This window comes from Pseudomonas sp. ACN8 (assembly GCF_002303925.1).
Lineage (GTDB): Bacteria > Pseudomonadota > Gammaproteobacteria > Pseudomonadales > Pseudomonadaceae > Aquipseudomonas.
The window spans coordinates 52,299-68,767 of record NZ_MRCS01000027.1 but is presented as its reverse complement, the minus strand read 5'-3'; the positions used below and the strand labels follow the sequence as shown (position 1 = coordinate 68,767).

12 protein-coding genes and 1 riboswitch are annotated in these 16,469 nt (G+C 60.4%); of the genes, 6 read left to right on the top strand and 6 right to left on the bottom strand.

Going from position 1 to position 16,469, the window contains the following annotated elements:
• The first annotated feature begins 14 nt into the window (after window positions 1–14).
• The 3 genes from metK to BSF44_RS16650 all read left to right on the top strand — a co-directional run bounded on the left by metK (window position 15) and on the right by BSF44_RS16650 (window position 3,656).
• Entirely contained in the window at window positions 15–1,205 is a 1,191-nt protein-coding gene (gene metK, locus BSF44_RS16660; RefSeq protein ID WP_008050251.1) for a methionine adenosyltransferase, read from the top strand.
• 279 nt (window positions 1,206–1,484) lie between these two features.
• Window positions 1,485–3,164 carry an NAD-dependent DNA ligase LigB gene (gene ligB, locus BSF44_RS16655; protein WP_095944438.1) on the top strand — a complete coding sequence of 560 codons (1,680 nt, stop codon included), beginning with the start codon at window positions 1,485–1,487 and terminating at the stop codon, window positions 3,162–3,164.
• Between the two features lie 96 nt (window positions 3,165–3,260).
• Window positions 3,261–3,656: a DUF1090 domain-containing protein gene (locus tag BSF44_RS16650; protein ID WP_095944437.1), complete on the top strand. Its 396-nt coding sequence runs from the start codon at window positions 3,261–3,263 to the stop codon at window positions 3,654–3,656.
• Window positions 3,657–3,718: 62 nt separating this feature from the next.
• Here BSF44_RS16650 and BSF44_RS16645 read toward each other — a convergent pair whose 3' ends face one another.
• Window positions 3,719–4,168, bottom strand: a complete 450-nt coding sequence (locus tag BSF44_RS16645) for a cytochrome c (protein WP_095944436.1) — start codon at window positions 4,166–4,168, stop codon at window positions 3,719–3,721.
• Between the two features lie 128 nt (window positions 4,169–4,296).
• Here BSF44_RS16645 and BSF44_RS16640 point away from each other — a divergent pair, with 128 nt between their 5' ends.
• On the top strand, window positions 4,297–5,481 hold the full coding sequence (locus tag BSF44_RS16640; RefSeq protein ID WP_095944435.1) for a murein transglycosylase A: 1,185 nt from the start codon (window positions 4,297–4,299) through the stop codon (window positions 5,479–5,481).
• 116 nt (window positions 5,482–5,597) lie between these two features.
• On the opposite strand, the gene BSF44_RS16635 is transcribed toward BSF44_RS16640, so the two are convergent.
• Window positions 5,598–5,981: an MAPEG family protein gene (locus tag BSF44_RS16635; RefSeq protein WP_095944434.1), complete on the bottom strand. Its 384-nt coding sequence runs from the start codon at window positions 5,979–5,981 to the stop codon at window positions 5,598–5,600.
• A 31-nt stretch (window positions 5,982–6,012) separates the two neighbouring features.
• Window positions 6,013–6,846, bottom strand: coding sequence for an EamA family transporter (locus BSF44_RS16630; protein WP_095944433.1), 834 nt, complete (start codon window positions 6,844–6,846; stop codon window positions 6,013–6,015).
• 315 nt (window positions 6,847–7,161) lie between these two features.
• Between BSF44_RS16630 and BSF44_RS16625 the strand changes: the two genes are divergently transcribed.
• Window positions 7,162–8,331: an MFS transporter gene (locus BSF44_RS16625; RefSeq protein ID WP_095944432.1), complete on the top strand. Its 1,170-nt coding sequence runs from the start codon at window positions 7,162–7,164 to the stop codon at window positions 8,329–8,331.
• Between the two features lie 56 nt (window positions 8,332–8,387).
• On the opposite strand, the gene BSF44_RS16620 is transcribed toward BSF44_RS16625, so the two are convergent.
• From BSF44_RS16620 to BSF44_RS16610, 3 genes are all read right to left on the bottom strand, one after another.
• Complete coding sequence (locus BSF44_RS16620; RefSeq protein WP_095944431.1) at window positions 8,388–12,992, bottom strand: dermonecrotic toxin domain-containing protein; 4,605 nt, start codon at window positions 12,990–12,992, stop codon at window positions 8,388–8,390.
• A 141-nt stretch (window positions 12,993–13,133) separates the two neighbouring features.
• Window positions 13,134–14,003 (bottom strand): formate/nitrite transporter family protein, encoded by an 870-nt coding sequence (locus BSF44_RS16615; RefSeq protein ID WP_095944430.1) that lies wholly within the window; start codon window positions 14,001–14,003, stop codon window positions 13,134–13,136.
• A gap of 176 nt (window positions 14,004–14,179) precedes the next feature.
• Window positions 14,180–14,584, bottom strand: a complete 405-nt coding sequence (locus tag BSF44_RS16610; RefSeq protein WP_095944429.1) for an acyl-CoA thioesterase — start codon at window positions 14,582–14,584, stop codon at window positions 14,180–14,182.
• A 198-nt stretch (window positions 14,585–14,782) separates the two neighbouring features.
• Window positions 14,783–14,885, top strand: a riboswitch (S-adenosyl-L-homocysteine riboswitch).
• A gap of 23 nt (window positions 14,886–14,908) precedes the next feature.
• Here BSF44_RS16610 and ahcY point away from each other — a divergent pair.
• The gene (gene ahcY / locus BSF44_RS16605) at window positions 14,909–16,318 is read left to right on the top strand and encodes an adenosylhomocysteinase (RefSeq protein ID WP_095944428.1); all 1,410 of its coding nucleotides are present in this window, start codon (window positions 14,909–14,911) and stop codon (window positions 16,316–16,318) included.
• The last annotated feature ends 151 nt before the right edge of the window (window positions 16,319–16,469 follow it).

Here is a 16,469-nt window from a genome sequence, read left to right as displayed (position 1 = left end):
AGGAAAACATCGAGATGAGCGAATACTCCCTTTTCACCTCCGAGTCCGTGTCTGAAGGGCATCCGGACAAAATCGCCGACCAGATTTCTGATGCGGTGCTGGACGCCATCATTGCTGAAGACAAGTTCGCCCGTGTGGCGTGCGAGACTCTGGTGAAAACGGGCGTGGCGATCATCGCCGGCGAAGTCACCACTTCCGCCTGGGTTGATCTGGAGCAGATCGTTCGTGACGTGATCACCAACATCGGCTACACCAGCTCCGACGTCGGCTTCGACGGCGCGACCTGCGGCGTGATGAACATCATCGGCAAGCAGTCCCCCGACATCAACCAGGGTGTCGACCGTGCCAAGCCTGAAGATCAGGGCGCCGGCGACCAGGGCCTGATGTTCGGCTACGCCAGCAATGAAACCGACGTGCTGATGCCTGCACCGATCACTTTCTCGCACCAGCTTGTACAAAGGCAAGCCGAAGCCCGTAAATCCGGCCTGCTGCCTTGGCTGCGTCCGGACGCCAAGTCGCAAGTGACTTGCCGTTACGAAAACGGCAAGGTTGTCGGTATCGACGCCGTCGTTCTGTCGACCCAGCACAACCCTGAAGTGTCGTACAACGACCTGCGCGAAGGCGTGATGGAGCTGATCGTCAAGCACGTGTTGCCTGCCGAACTGCTGAGCAAGGACACCCAGTTCCATATCAACCCGACCGGCCAGTTCATTATCGGCGGCCCGGTGGGTGACTGCGGCCTGACCGGTCGCAAGATCATCGTCGACAGCTACGGCGGCATGGCCCGTCACGGCGGTGGCGCATTCTCCGGCAAGGATCCATCGAAGGTTGACCGTTCGGCGGCCTACGCCGGCCGTTACGTGGCCAAGAACATCGTCGCTGCCGGCCTGGCCGAGCGTTGCGAGATTCAGGTGTCCTACGCCATCGGCGTTGCCCAGCCGACGTCGATCTCGCTGAACACCTTCGGTACCGGCAAGATCAGCGACGACAAGATCGTCAAACTGGTCCGCGAAGTGTTCGACCTGCGTCCATACGCGATCACCACCATGCTCGACCTGCTGCACCCGATGTATCAGGAAACCGCTGCATACGGCCACTTCGGGCGCACCCCGGCGACCAAGACCGTGGGTGACGACACCTTCACCACGTTCACCTGGGAAAAAACCGACCGCGCCGACGCCCTGCGTTCTGCTGCCGGCCTGTAAGACTTCCCCGCAACACCCGAAGCCCCGCACGGTTCGCGCCTTGCGGGGCTTTTTATTGCCTTGCTTGAGACCGCGTAGCTGCAATCGCGAGCAGGCTCGCTCCCACAGTTAATCTTTGGCGTGACTGATACCTGTGGGCAAACGCAAATCCCTGTGGGAGCGAGCCTGCTCGCGAAGAGGCCCGCCCAGTCACCAGAAACACTCGGTAAAAACCCCACCCGCTACGCCAACCGATACTGACCTAGCCTTCAAGCACCTCACCGAGCAAGGACGCTCAAGATGCTTCCCGACCTGCGCCTGTTTTTTGCCGCCCTACTGACCTTCGCCCTCCTGACCGCCAGCGCCGCCGAGTGCCCGGACTGGCCACCCGAACGCGCCCTGATTGAAGTCAACGAACTGCAAAAACAAATCGATCTCTGGGACGACAGCTATCACCGCCTGGGACGCTCACTGGTCGCCGACGAACTCTACGACCAGTCTCGCGCGCAACTCACCCAATGGCGCCACTGCTTCAACCTGAGCCCGTCCGCAGACCCCTTGCGCACTGCACGCGGCACCCTGCCCCACCCCATCGTCCACACTGGCCTGGGCAAACTGCACGATCGGCCCGCCGCGGAAAACTGGCTGCGTGGCCGGGTGGACGTCTGGGTCCAGCCTAAGATCGATGGCGTGGCGGTGACCCTGGTTTACCGCAATGGCCTGCTGGCCCAGGCCATCAGCCGCGGCGACGGCCAGAGCGGCCAGGACTGGACGGTTCCTGCACGGCAGATTCCGGCCATCCCGCAACGGCTATCGCAGGCCCGGGACTTGATCGTGCAAGGCGAACTGTATTGGCGCCTGGCCGATCATGTGCAGGCTCGGGCCGGTAGCCTCAATGCTCGTGGCTCGGTGGCCGGCCTGATGGCGCGCAAGGTCTTGAGCGCCGAGCAGGCCGCCAACATCGATTTGTTTGTATGGGACTGGCCCCAAGGGCCGGCGAGCGTGCCCGAGCGTGCCGCGGCGCTGACTGCGCTGGGCTTCCCGAGTACCACGGAATACAGCCAGCCAATCGCCTCCGTTATCGATGCCGAACACTGGCGCGAACACTGGTATCGCTCTCCTCTACCCTTTGCCAGCGACGGCGTGGTTCTGCGCCAGAACCAGCGCCCAGCCGCCGAACGCTGGCAGGCCAGGTCACCCTACTGGGCCATCGCCTGGAAGTACCCCTTCGCCCAGACACTGGCCGAAGTTCGCCAGGTTCACTTCAAAATCGGCCGGACCGGGCGGATCACTCCGGTACTTGAACTGACCCCGGTAAAGCTCGATGACCGGCAGATCAAACACGTCAGCGTCGGTTCGTTGCAGCGTTGGCAGGCGCTGGACATACGTCCGGGTGATCAGGTCGCCATCAGCCTGGCCGGGCTGACTATTCCCAGGCTCGATAGCGTTGTGTTGCGCAGCAGCGAACGCGCGGAGTTGAACGTGCCGCTGGCAGAGGACTTTCATTTATTGAGTTGCTGGCAACCGACTCCGGGCTGTGAAAGCCAGTTTCTCGCGCGCCTGACCTGGCTCAGTAGCAAGCAAGGCCTGGCGCTGCCCAATGTGGGTCCGGGGACTTGGGAAAAACTTCTTGCAACAGGTCGCCTGAACAGTCTGCTGGATTGGTTGACCCTCGATGCCCAAGAGCTTGCTACCATTGACGGTTTCGGCGAGCGCAGCGCGGCTCGTCTTGCCGACGGCTTCAACCAGGCCCGGCAACGACCGTTCGCGCACTGGCTCAAAGCCCTGGGATTACCGCCGACAGGCCAGGCGCATCTCGGCGACTCATGGCAGGTACTGGCGTTGCGAGACATCGAACAATGGCGGGCCGAGGCCGATATCGGGCCAGGGCGCGCGGCGCAACTGAACGCATTTTTCCGCGATCCACAGGTCCTGGCCTTGAGTGAAACGCTACGCGATGCGGGGATTGACGGCTTTTAGCTGTCGGCCCTGCGCCCACCGGGAACCCCAGGGGACCGCTGGGCTCCAACAAGCCATTGCCACACTGGCCTGCTTGATTTCCTACATGGAGCTTTTATGAAATTTCTTTCACCGCTCGCCCTGTTGAGCCTTTGCATCGCGCTGGCCACCCCGTTGATGGCGGACGAGGAAGCGCCAGGGCTGACCGGTTGCGCCGCCAAGAAGCAAGGCATCGTCAATCAGATCGAATTGGCCAAGGTCCACGGCAATGCCGAGCAGCAGGCCGGCCTGGAAAAGGCCCTGAGCGAAGTCGAAGCCAACTGCACCGACACCTCGCTGAAGAAGGAACGGGAAAACAAGGTGCTCGACGCCAAGCACGAAGTCAGCAAGCGTCAGGCGGACCTCGACAAGGCCATGAGCAAAGGCGACCCCGACAAGATCAACAAGCGCAAAGACAAGCTCGCCGATGCCCGCAAGGAATTGCAGAACGCACTCGATGAGCTGGATAAGTAACGCAGCGGTTTTTTGTGGCGAGGGGGCTTGCCCCCTCGCCACAGGTCATGCGTAGCGCCGAATCAATGATCCCGAAACGTCTTATGACAAGCACTGCAAGCATCTTCGACTTTCTGCACCGCCGGCCCCAGGTTGCTGGCCTTGTAGGGTTGAACCTGGCTGGCGATCACCAATTCACCGGTGGCGCCTTCAAGGTCGCGGGCCATTGCCTGAAAGCGTGCCTGTTGCTCCCAGACATCGCTCTTGGCGCTGGTGTGATCTTCCTCGCGCACTTGCGGAAAATGCTGCCACGGCTCACGGGACAACGCATCGAGCTTCACCGCGCCCTCGGCGAACTTCGGGCCATCGAACGCAATGCGTCCACGCAACATGCCGCCCAGGTCTTCGCCAGTCTTGAGCATCTGCTTGAAAATGGCCTTGCGCTGGCCGAGCGGCGAGTTGGGGTCGACACCGCCACAAGCGGACAACGTCAGGCAGGCCAGCAATACAACAGAAAGTCTTTTAAGAGTCATGGTGGCTTCAGGTCACGGGAAACGGCGGCCAGTATCCTCGCGTCATCGGCAAAGACCAATAGCCCTATTATCAACAAGGGTTGCTTGAGCACATGGAGCGCTCAGGCAACCGGCAAAGGAATCACTCCATGAACAGCCGTTTCAAGGCATGGCGTCACAGCCTGGCCTGGACCCTGCCGATGGTGGCCCTGCTCGCAGGCTGCACCGGTGGCGACAACCAACAACCGAAAACCCACGCCCTGGCCACCTATTCCAGTGCTACATGGGAAGCTCTGCCGACAGTATCCGACAGCGACCTGGTCGCCGGTTTCGGTTCGTGGCGCAGCGCCTGCACCCGACTCAAGGCCGACCCGGTCTGGGGTGGCACCTGCGCAGCGGCTGCCAACGTGCCACAAACCGCCAGCGACATTCGCGGTTTTCTCAGACAGAACCTGGATGTCTATGGCCTGCGCGCCGCCAACGACAACCCCAACGGCCTGATCACCGGCTACTACGAACCGGTCTATCCCGGAAGCCTGACCCAGACCGACGCTGCCAATGTCCCGGTCTATGGCGTCCCCGAGGACATGATCATCGTCGCCCTCGACAGCATTTACCCGGAACTCAAGGGCAAGCGCCTGCGCGGGCGACTCGAAGGTCGCGTGCTCAAGCCGTACGACGATGCGGCAGCCATCGAAACCAAAGGGGTCAAGGCGCCGGTCGTGGCCTGGCTGACCGATCCGATGAACCTGCAGTTCCTGCAAATCCAGGGTTCGGGTCGCATCCAGCTCGACAATGGTCGCCAGTTGCGCATTGCCTACGCCGATCAGAACGGCCATCCGTATCGACCGATCGGCCGCTGGCTGGTGGAACAGGGGGAGTTGAAAAAAGAAGACGTAACCATGGGCGCCATCAGCACCTGGGCCAAGGCCAATCCGTCGCGGATTCCCGAACTGCTCGGCAGCAACCCCAGCTATGTGTTCTTCACCCGCAACCCGGACAGCAACGAAGGTCCGCGCGGCTCGCTGAACGTACCGTTGACCGCCGGTTACAGCGCGGCGGTGGATCGCAAGGTGATTCCGCTGGGCAGTCTGTTGTGGCTGTCCACCACCAGACCGGATGGTACAGCCCTGGTTCGCCCCGTGGCAGCACAGGACACTGGCGGCGCCATTGCCGGCGAAGTTCGGGCGGATCTGTTCTGGGGCACCGGCGATGCGGCCGGGCAACTGGCCGGGGACATGAAACAGCAGGGCCAGATCTGGATGCTCTGGCCCAAAGGTGCTGCGCTACCGCAAGTGCCGCAGGTGGCGGATGCAGAGAAGACAAAACCCTGAGGACAGTGTTGTCCGTTAGATGGCTATCGCGAGCAGGCTCGCTCCTACATTGGAGCGCACACTCCTGTGGGGGCGAGCTTGCTCGCGAGGAGGCCGGCAAAGACACTGAAAACCTTTCAGACCGACACCACAAAAAAACTCACGATCAACGCCAGCCCCACGAACCACACCAGCGACCGCAGCGTCGCCCAGTCCGCCAGGTAGCAAATGATGTAGAGCAGGCGGCTGGTAATGAACAGCACGGCCAGCACATTGATCGTCACCAGTTCGGCATTGCCGGCCAGGTGCGCCACGATCACCGCCGCGGCGAACGCCGGGATCACTTCGAAACTATTCAACTGCGCCGCATGCGCCCGTCTGCCCAAGCCTTCCAGGGAGTCGAGAAAATCCCGAGGATCATGATTGTCTTTCAGTCTGAACCCGCCACTGATCTTGGCGACCCACGTACACACGTACGGCAGGAAAATCGCGATCAAAATGCACCATAGAGCAACCGTCATAAAGCAGTCCCTTCTTCAAGTTTCACAGCAGTCAGAATTTCATCACCAGTATGCCGATCAGCACCAGCCCACAGGCTAAGAGGCGCGGTCGGCCAAAAGGTTCTTTGAGGTAACGCATGCCAAACAGCACCACCAGAATCACGCTGATCTCGCGCAATGCCGCTGCCTCTGCAATCGAGCCCAATTGCATCGCCCACAGCACCAGAGCGTAGCTGAACAACACGCAGAACCCGACGGCCAGGCCCAGTCGCCACTGCTCACGCCAGAACAACATGAACGCGGGTCGTTTGCGCACCAATGCCAATAGCGGAAACGGCCAGGCGCTGAGCAAGGTGACCCAGACCAGGTAATCCAGTGGATGGGACCAGCGCCGCAATGCCTGACCGTCGATATAGGTGTAGCAACCGATGCACAGGCCGATCAGCGCCACCACCGGCAACATCGACCACGGCAAACGCGCACCGCCGCCGCCCTGCCAAAGCAAACAGAGCATGCCGAACGGAATCAGCAGGATGCCGAAAATCTGCTGATGGGTCAGCACTTCCCCGGCAAAGATCAGCGTCAGCGCCAGCACCACCAAGGGTGACAGGCCGCGCATCAATGGGTAGACCAGCCCGAGGTCGCCGACCCGATAAGCCTGGATCAGCAAATAGCGATAGAGCAACTCGAACGCCGCCGATGCCAGGATCCACGGCCAGATCTCCAGTGGCGGTACGCTCAGGAACGGCAGCATCAGCACGACAAAGAGCAGTGCCACGCTGTCCATGCAAGCCACCACCAACAGTCGCTCGGCACTGAACTTGATCAGGGTATTCCACGCCGCATGCAACAGCGCCGCCACCAACACCAACGCCGTCGCAAGCACGGCCGACTCCTTTTTTTGACCCCGCCCTTTGTAGGAGCGAGCTTGCTCGCGAAAAACGTGAGGACACCGCAGCCAACCAGTAAATACACGTCTTCGTTCACGTCCATCGCGAGCAAGCTCGCTCCTACAGGGGTCAGGTACAGAATTGATTCGCCATATTTCAGTGGCTGCTTATACTGCAAGCGACCACGCCGCACTCAGTTGCGCACAGACTAACTCCAATAAAAACTCTGCCCGGCCCGCTCTCCTCGAGAACGGTCGTCGGCCTGCGCATGCCTGATCACAGCGTCAAGACTACCGACAGAGACCTTGCGCATGCCACTCGCTTTGCTTGCCCTCGCTGTTGCCGCCTTCGGCATCGGCACAACCGAATTCGTCATCATGGGTCTTTTGCCCGATGTCGCCCGTGACCTCAGCGTGAGCATTCCCGATGCCGGATTGCTGATCACCGGCTACGCCCTGGGCGTGGTGTTCGGTGCACCGATCCTCGCGGTCGGCACCGCCAACATGCCGCGCAAGGCCACCCTGCTGGGCATGACGCTGATGTTCATCCTCGGCAACATGCTCTGCGCGCTGGCGCCGAACTATGCCACGCTGATGGCCGCGCGCGTGATCACGGCACTGTGCCACGGCGCATTTTTCGGCATCGGCTCGGTAGTGGCTGCCGGGTTGGTAGCCCCCAACAAACGGGCTCAAGCGATTGCCATGATGTTCACCGGCCTGACCCTGGCCAATGTGCTCGGCGTGCCACTGGGCACTGCACTCGGGCAGTACGCAGGCTGGCGCTCGACCTTCTGGGCGGTGTCGGTGATCGGGGTACTGGCGGCGATTGCGCAATGGGTCTGGCTGCCGAAAAACATTGCGATGGATAAGGCCAACCTCGCCAGCGAGTTCAAGGTACTGGGCAAGGCCAATGTACTGCTGGCCTTGGGCATGAGTGTGCTGGCCTCGACCAGCCTGTTCAGTGTGTTCACTTACATTGCGCCGATCCTGCAGGACATCACCGGCGTCAGCCCCCACGGCGTCACCATCATGCTGTTGTTGTTCGGCGTGGGCTTGACCGCCGGCAGCATGCTCGGTGGTCGCCTGGCGGACAGCCGCTTGCTGCCTTCGCTGGTGGGCATGGCGCTGGCGGTGATGGTGGTGCTGGCGGCGTTCACGCAAACCAGCCATTCGGTGATCCCGGCGGCAATCACACTGGTGCTTTGGGGGACGTTTGCCTTCGCGCTGTGCCCGATCCTGCAATTGCTGATCATCGATCAGGCCCACGAAGCGCCCAACCTGGGTTCGACCCTGAACCAGAGCGCCTTCAACCTGGGCAACGCGGCCGGCGCCTGGATCGGCGGGATGGTGGTAGCCAGCGGCGCCGACCTGGCGGACCTGCCCTGGACCGGCGCGCTGGTCAGCGGACTGACCGTACTGACCGCGCTGTATTTCATCTATCGACAACGCCGTGCGACCAGCCCGGTCAACGCACCCGGCTGAACCTGGTAACCCAGGCTCAGCCCCCGCGGGTCAAGACGACTACAGGATCGGGCTTTTCAGCTCACGGGGCCCTCAGTGAAAAACAGTTGTTGTGCCGATTTCGGGTCAAGGGTGGAGCGCATCAGGCTCAGCCGTCGTTCCAGATCACGGGCCTCGCCCAAACGTTGCTCGAAGCTAAGATAGGGATCGGCGTAACGGCGCAGATAGGCCCTGGAAAAGTCCACACCACTGCGGCTGACGGTGCCGACAGGATAGCGAAAGTGGGCGAACCAGATGATTTGCGGGGTCGTCACGGCGTCGCTGGAGGGGGCCACCTTGCTGATGTAGAAGCAGCGAAACAGTGGCGCCCTGCCTTCACCCGACACGATACCGGTGCCGGGTACTTCCTTGATTGATATGACGCCTTCGGCCAACAGGTCCTCGACCCCCGCCGCCGTCGGTTCACGGGCCAGCACCATACGTGCATATGCCTCACGGGCGAGGGTTTTCAGGTCGCTGGCCTGGTCAGTCATCTGCTGGTGCCACTGCTTGTCGATCGGGGCCTCGCCTGCAAAGTGCTCGCGCAATTGCAGCATGCTTTGCGCCAATGCCTCGAGCTCCCTCCTGATGGTGCGTGGCGCCAGGCGCAGATCGGCCTCCAGGGTCGGCAACCGCTCCCTGCAGCGCTCACCGAGTTGCTTGAGCTCGGCGGCCCTGAGGTAGTGCAAGGCACTCGATACGGGCGCCCCTGGTACACGCCGCAATGTCCAGTCCACCTGGCCGGACGTCGTGGTTTTTTCAAAGGTCGCGTAGACCCGCCGGCTGTAGGGATCGGTAAAGGTCAGAGCATCGCCAATGTCGGGATTGAGTGACTTTTCGCCGATTAACGCTCCCCATTCACGGCTTTGGACCCTGAGCGTTTGCCCGGCAAACTGCTTTTTCCGTGTTTCACCGGCACGCTGCGCATACTGCTTGAGGACATCCTTCAGGACATTTGCGCGCAGTTGCTGCAGGTATTTTCGAAAGTCATTGAATGCGGCCTGGTCAAAAAAATCGCCTGACGTTCCGCTCAGCCTGCCCAGCCGGACATCGGCCCAGGCGAGTGCGTCGATCACGTCATTCATCACCCGAATCCGCGTCTCCAGTTCCGGGCGTTCTGCGCCCTGCAACCGCCGATAGGTCGAGAGTTTCACCTGGCAGAGCAGTGTGATCCGCGCCAACTGTTCCAGGGGTTGCCCTACCGTGGATTGCTTGAGGCAATACAACATTTTCGGGCGTAAACCGGCTTCCTGCCAGGCGACCATCGCCCTTTGGTCCGCCCAGGGCGCGACGTCCAGTTCGCTGAGTTGAGCATCGCCGGTAACGGCCGTTCTGCGCATCTGCCCAAGCAGTAGATACGCTTGACGATGGAGACCGATGACCTGCTCATGAAGCTTGCCCAACTGAAACAAGGCGAGGCGGTTTTGTGAGGTGATGGATGTACGGGCAAAATCACTCAGGCTCAGGACGCTGATATCCTGTTGCGGCCCGCCCAACTCGGTATAACGCAATTGCCGTAACGCCGACTTGAGTACGATTTGCGCCCGCAGGCAACGGATCTGCCGGCCCAGGAATGCGCTGCGCATCGTCGAAAACCCGCTCACGACTTCAAACCGACGACGCTGTTCGAGCAACTCCGACAGTTGTTTCGCCCGGCCTCCCAAGGTTTCAACCCTGGCGAGCTCACTGCTGAGCTGCCTGATACCCGTTGCAGGGTTCTGAACTTTAGCGAGCGCTTCCTGCGTATTCACCTCCACCCAGGCCTGCCCGTCGAATTCGGCATAGAGCGCATCAAATCGCGTTTTCAGTTCAACGCCCGCCTGAGCCGTCGTCGACGCCTGCTCGCTCGAGCTTCCCCCGAGCAAACGCAGTCTCAGGTCCAGCATCCATCCCCCACGACCATTGGACTTGAGCCACGGACCTGGACGCCCATCGCTCTCTGCCGATGCAATCCGAACCCCTTCGGAGAACCTCGACACCTTGAACCAGTCATCCTTGACATGGACATACAACTGACCAAGGGCTTCATGCAACCCTGTGTTCAGGCCGCTGGTAATCGACTCGGCTCGTTGGGGTTCAGATACCGTAAAGGCGTTCAGGCTGGCCTCCTGAGAGGCCGTCAATCGACTGGAGGGCGTTATCCAGCCATAGTCGACCCGCGCGGTCGGCATGCACAAGGCGCGCGCGACGGACGTTTGCGGCGTCAGTACCTGGGGGTTGTCTGATGCGACGACGGGAACAACCGCTTCGCCCGGCACTACGTCTGCATCAATGATCCGGGCGCCCTGCGACGCTTCCTGAGTCTCGCTGGACGATGCTTCATCCAGAGCGCTTTCGATGTTTGTGCGCGAGTAATGCGCCATCACCAACGCCATGTTCATCAGGAAACCGGCCATGGCCACCTCCTTGCCTTCTGCCTTATTGCCGCGGACCACATTGATTTGCTGTTGAACATCCCAGGCCACCAACAACCAGCCCACCGCAGCTAGCGGCCCCGTGACAAACGGCATGACACTGTTCAGCCCCAGGTACAAACCCTCCTTGCGGCGCGCCCAGCGGTTTTCGCTGTTGGACACCGACTGCCGGTCCGCTTGCTCCATAAGCGCCTGGACCTGACTTTTATAAAGGTGATCACCGTAATCGCCTTCGACCTCCTCGCGTCCAAGCTGGGCCGGCTTGCTGGTCATGGCGTCGATCAACATCGTCAGGCCATCAATACTGTTGAAGTGAGGGTCCTGGAACCCGCCAGCCTGATAAGTCGCGCGGCCGGTCTCGCTCATCCAGGCCAGAACCTGTTGCTGCAATTGGCCTGGTCGCTTGATGGCCTCGAACAATGCCTGATGACTGGCGAACGCCTGCAACTTCGTTGCGCTCATAGGGCAGTAGAGGATTTGCGGCCCCTGCTCGAAATCCCTGGGACCAATCACAAACATGTTGGTCACAGTGTCCGGTTCGCTCAGTGCACCCGCCTTGAAGGTCAACGGGCGCAACACGATAGCCTTCTGTGCCACGTAGCGATCCTCGGCCCGCTTGCTCATGACCGCTACCACCATCCGGTAAGCGGTGCGCGTAAAACCGGCCTGACCGCGAGCAAACAGTTCCAGGGCGAGCATGGGTAGTTCAATGCGCAATTGCTGGAGAAAGCGACGACGCCTCCAGCTCACTTCAACCTCGTCATCTTTGAGCGAGGAAGCAATAAGAGCGGGATAGTTCTGGCCGATGTCGACTTCGCTGATCCACTGCTTGATGGTCTCAGGCGTCATCCATGAGGGCACCGCACTGCCGTCCCTGCGCTTGAGGGTGATGGAGTTGCCCGGCAGCCCCCCCAGGTTTTCCAGGGCGACATTGAGCAAAGTGGTGATGATTCTCACCGGAAAACCGCCTGCCGCGGAACCCCCCCTGACGGTATGAATGGTGACCACCACGTCATCGGGTTTCAGCGTCTCGGGCTGTGGATACTTGTCCATGAGCTTTTGCCGGGTGTAATCGAGAATCGATGGCAGGCCGTCGCTGAAGAACTTCCAGTCCGCCTGCTTGAACAGCGTGCCCAGCGCTTCGAAGTACTCGCTGAACAAGCCACGGACATCACGATTGGCCTGTTTCAGCCAAAGCGGCATGGCCGCGTACAGTCGTTGCAGGTCGCTATGTGGCTTGAGATCAAGGCTGTCAAAGTCACCGGTCGCCAACTCGTGAGCCCGGTCCAGCAAGGCTGCGCTCCAATAGGGCGAGCCACGGCCATGGGCGACCGCGTACTCCAGGTCGGCCAGTTGCTTGACCAGAAAGGTCAAGGCGAAACCGTCGAAAATGTTTGTATCGGGTTCAAACAGGCGCCATTGCATCAAGCTCTCGGGCGCCAGTCCGGTCATACGGTTGAATAACGCCGCTCCCAGCGCGGCCAGGGAAGCAAATACCTCGATACCTGCGGCCAGGGTAAACAGGACGACGTCGGTGGTGGCGCCCTGACTTGATACCAGCACCATGCCCCTGAGCAGCTCAAACTGCTTGCCGCCCTGCTCGCCCCAGTGATCGATCAGATAAGCACGGGTCGTTCCTGTGCGCAGGTTGTTATCCGGCGTTTGCAGGACGTCCGCTATCATCTGTTGCTGCTTGGCATCGAGCGTTGGTGTCTGGCAGGCCACGTCCCTGAGTGCATCCTTGAGCAGTGCAGCCAGAAGTTCGAAGCGAGTTTGCGCGGTTTCCGACAGTTCGCTCCAGTCCTCCAGCAACGCCTGCTGGCAAAGCTGGAGCAAACGGGCACCACAGTCATTGACGGCGGTCTGGGCATCGAAGTTCTTCAGGGCACCCGGCACCACAGGTTGCGCGTCGGGCTGATCCGTAATGACCTGGCCTTCACTGTAATCAACCAGCTTGTCATCGACGAAGCGGTTGATCAGTTCATCCGTCATGGAGGAGCGGCTGAACCGCGCTTTGCGGACCGCTTGATCGACATACTCGTATTGCGGTGACATCAGTACCGGGGTGCTGTCAGTAATCACCAATTGCGGATAATTGCAGCGCAGAGTCTTCTGCAAATCTCGAGCGGCAACCACCTGCAATGAGGAGCGGGCGGCAAACAGCGTTTGAATCTTTCGAGCGACCGCCAACAGGGCAGTCAAATGTGGAGGGAGTGACGGTGTGGCCATTAATCGATTCCTTGATCGAGAAGCGGGCCCTGTACGCAGAGTGAAGAAAGTTCGCCAGTCAGCCCGTGCACCAGCGTGGCTCGCGCAGCAACTGCAAAGGTGGTAGCCGGTTACCACCCGTGCCGTACGAACATAGGCTCTTCATGGCGAATCAGTGCTTCGCTTCTTGTCCGAAGGGGCTGCTCCGCTTTCGCTGCGAATCTGCGCATGGCTGATCAGTGCGAAAATAAAACTGCCACCGATGATGTTCCCCGCCAGCGTCGGCCCGGCGAACACCAGCCAGAAATCACTCCACGGCAACTCGCCGGCAAACACCAGATACGACACCTCCAGCGAACCGACCACGATGTGGGTGAAATCCCCCAGCGCCATGAAGTAGGTGATGAGGATGATGATCCACATCTTGGCGCTCTCCATGGACGGGATCATCCAGACCATGGTGGCGATCATCCATCCGGAGATGATGCCCTTGGCGAACATCTGGCTGGCGTGGTTTTCCATGACCTTGCGTCCGATGTCGAGAAAGGCCACGTCAGTCTTGCTGTCGAAAATCGGCAGTTCCAGCATCACATACGCCACCAGCAAGGTGCCGCAGAGGTTGCCGACCAATACCACCGTCCACAGCCGTAGCAACCGGCCGAAGTTGGCCAGCGTCGGCCTGGTCATCACCGGCAGCACGGCGGTCAGGGTGTTTTCGGTGAACAGTTGCTGACGGGCGAGGATCACCGCGAGAAAACCGGCGCAATAACCGAAACTCGCGATCACCTTGAATCCTTCGCCATCCGGCAGGCGCGAATTGAGCAACCCCATGCCCATCAGCGACAGGCCCATGGTCAACCCCGCCGCCAGCGCCGACCACCATAACGCGGCAATGCTGCGGTCCAGCTCCTGATCGCCCTGTGTACGGATGATCTCGTGCAGCACCGCGGCGCGGGGCGGCTGGCTCTTTTCGACCTCGTGCTCTTCTTGCGCCGAAAGGTTCGGGGTCTTGCCGTCTTGTGCCGAGTTCATGGGATACGCAACCGGTGGCGGGCTATTTAGCTACGACACGCGGGGCTCACGGCTGTTCAGTACCCCAGACAAATCTTCGGTGAATACAGAACCGCTTTCGCGAGCAGGCTCGCTCCCACAGGTAAAGCGCCGCCCATGTGGGAGCGAGCCTGCTCGCGATGGGGACACCACCGATCTCACTGACCGGCGTCATCATTCTTGAACTGGTCCTTGACGTACTTGATCTCGGTCCGGCCGTGAGGCGCCGGCAAGCCGTCTTCACCGAGGTTCACGAACACCATTTTTTCAACGGTGAGGATGCTCTTGCGGGTGATCTTGTTGCGCACTTCACACGTCAGGGTGATCGAGGTGCGGCCGAACTCGGTCGCCGTGATGCCCAGTTCGATGATGTCGCCCTGGCGCGAGGCGCTGACGAAGTTGATTTCGGAAATGTACTTGGTGACCACACGCTGGTTGCCCAACTGAACGATGGCGTAGATCGCCGCCTCTTCGTCGATCCAGCGCAGCAGGCTGCCGCCGAACAGCGTGCCGTTGGGGTTGAGGTCTTCGGGTTTTACCCATTTGCGGGTGTGGAAATTCATGTTCACTCCTGAGCGTCTTGCCGAATGATGCTGACCATCATGGCAGAGCCCGCCCCAGAGCTCTATTGAGCATCATCTATGGTCTCGATTACCGTTCGGACATTGAACGACAGAAACGCTTTGGAAGATCAGCAGAGCCCGCTATAATCGCCACCGTTTCAAAACGGTCATCTTCAATTGCTACCGTTTTCCCGCCACCTGTCCGAGGGGCGCTGCAGCAGGTTTGACCTGTCAGGCTCGGATGGGGCGTTGCCTGGCCTTCACTGGCCGGACACTAAACGCACAACGGCGCCCATTCGCATACATTACGAATGGAGGCTCTTCATGAGCGCTGTTATCACGCCTGCAGATTTTACCGACTACAAAGTCGCCGACATGTCCCTGGCTGCCTGGGGCCGTCGCGAAACCATCATCGCCGAGTCCGAAATGCCGGCTCTGATGGGTCTGCGTCGCAAGTACTCCGAAGAGCAACCGCTCAAGGGCGCAAAAATCCTCGGCTGCATCCACATGACCATTCAGACTGCCGTGCTGATCGAAACCCTGGTTGCCCTGGGTGCCGAAGTGCGCTGGTCGTCCTGCAACATTTTCTCGACTCAGGACCAGGCTGCCGCTTCCATCGCCGCTGCCGGCATCCCGGTCTTCGCCTGGAAAGGCGAGACCGAGCAAGAGTACGAGTGGTGCCTGGAGCAGACCATCCTCAAGGATGGCCAGCCATGGGACGCCAACATGATCCTCGACGATGGCGGCGATCTGACCGAACTGCTGCACAAGAAATACCCAGCCGTTCTGGAACGCGTCCACGGCGTGACCGAAGAAACCACCACCGGCGTTCACCGCCTGCTGGACATGCTGGCCAAGGGCGAGCTGAAAATCCCGGCCATCAACGTCAACGACTCGGTGACCAAGAGCAAGAACGACAACAAGTACGGCTGCCGTCACAGCCTGAACGATGCGATCAAGCGCGGCACCGACCACCTGCTGTCCGGCAAGCAAGCGCTGGTCATCGGCTACGGCGACGTGGGCAAGGGTTCGGCCCAGTCCCTGCGTCAGGAAGGCATGATCGTTAAAGTGTCCGAAGTCGACCCGATCTGCGCCATGCAAGCCTGCATGGACGGTTTCGAACTGGTTTCGCCGTTCATCGATGGTATCAACACCGGTACCGAAGCGAGCATCGACAAAGCGCTGCTGGGCAAGATCGACCTGATCGTGACCACCACCGGCAACGTCAATGTTTGCGACGCGAACATGCTCAAGGCCCTGAAGAAGCGCGCTGTTGTCTGCAACATCGGTCACTTCGACAACGAAATCGACACCGCTTTCATGCGCAAGAACTGGGCATGGGAAGAAGTGAAGCCGCAGGTTCACAAGATCCACCGTACCGGCGCTGGCGATTTCGACCCACAGAATGACGACTACCTGATCCTGCTGGCCGAAGGCCGTCTGGTTAACCTGGGTAACGCCACCGGCCACCCGAGCCGTATCATGGACGGTTCGTTCGCCAACCAGGTTCTGGCGCAGATCTTCCTGTTCGGCCAGAAGTACGCCGACCTGTCGCCAGCCCAGAAAGCCGAGCGCCTGACTGTTGAAGTACTGCCGAAGAAACTCGACGAAGAAGTGGCCCTGGAAATGGTCCGCGGCTTCGGCGGCGTCGTGACTCAACTGACCAAGACCCAGGCCGACTACATCGGCGTGACCGTCGAAGGTCCGTTCAAGCCGCACGCTTACCGCTACTGATCGGCTGACGCCTCCCCTGTAGGAGCGAGCTTGCTCGCGAAAAACGTCACGGCAACGCGTTTAACCAGAATGTACGCGTTATCGTTGACGTCCATCGCGAGCATGCTCGCTCCTACAGATGGTCGGTGCTTGCCTTATGAGTTTCCAAGGA

Coding starts and splice junctions, on each gene's coding strand:
- metK (WP_008050251.1), top strand. CDS start 15: ATGAGCGAATACTCCCTTTTCACCTCCGAGTCCGTGTCTGAAGGGCAT.
- ligB (WP_095944438.1), top strand. CDS start 1,485: ATGCTTCCCGACCTGCGCCTGTTTTTTGCCGCCCTACTGACCTTCGCC.
- BSF44_RS16650 (WP_095944437.1), top strand. CDS start 3,261: ATGAAATTTCTTTCACCGCTCGCCCTGTTGAGCCTTTGCATCGCGCTG.
- BSF44_RS16645 (WP_095944436.1), bottom strand. CDS start 4,168: ATGACTCTTAAAAGACTTTCTGTTGTATTGCTGGCCTGCCTGACGTTG.
- BSF44_RS16640 (WP_095944435.1), top strand. CDS start 4,297: ATGAACAGCCGTTTCAAGGCATGGCGTCACAGCCTGGCCTGGACCCTG.
- BSF44_RS16635 (WP_095944434.1), bottom strand. CDS start 5,981: ATGACGGTTGCTCTATGGTGCATTTTGATCGCGATTTTCCTGCCGTAC.
- BSF44_RS16625 (WP_095944432.1), top strand. CDS start 7,162: ATGCCACTCGCTTTGCTTGCCCTCGCTGTTGCCGCCTTCGGCATCGGC.
- BSF44_RS16620 (WP_095944431.1), bottom strand. CDS start 12,992: ATGGCCACACCGTCACTCCCTCCACATTTGACTGCCCTGTTGGCGGTC.
- BSF44_RS16615 (WP_095944430.1), bottom strand. CDS start 14,003: ATGAACTCGGCACAAGACGGCAAGACCCCGAACCTTTCGGCGCAAGAA.
- BSF44_RS16610 (WP_095944429.1), bottom strand. CDS start 14,584: ATGAATTTCCACACCCGCAAATGGGTAAAACCCGAAGACCTCAACCCC.
- ahcY (WP_095944428.1), top strand. CDS start 14,909: ATGAGCGCTGTTATCACGCCTGCAGATTTTACCGACTACAAAGTCGCC.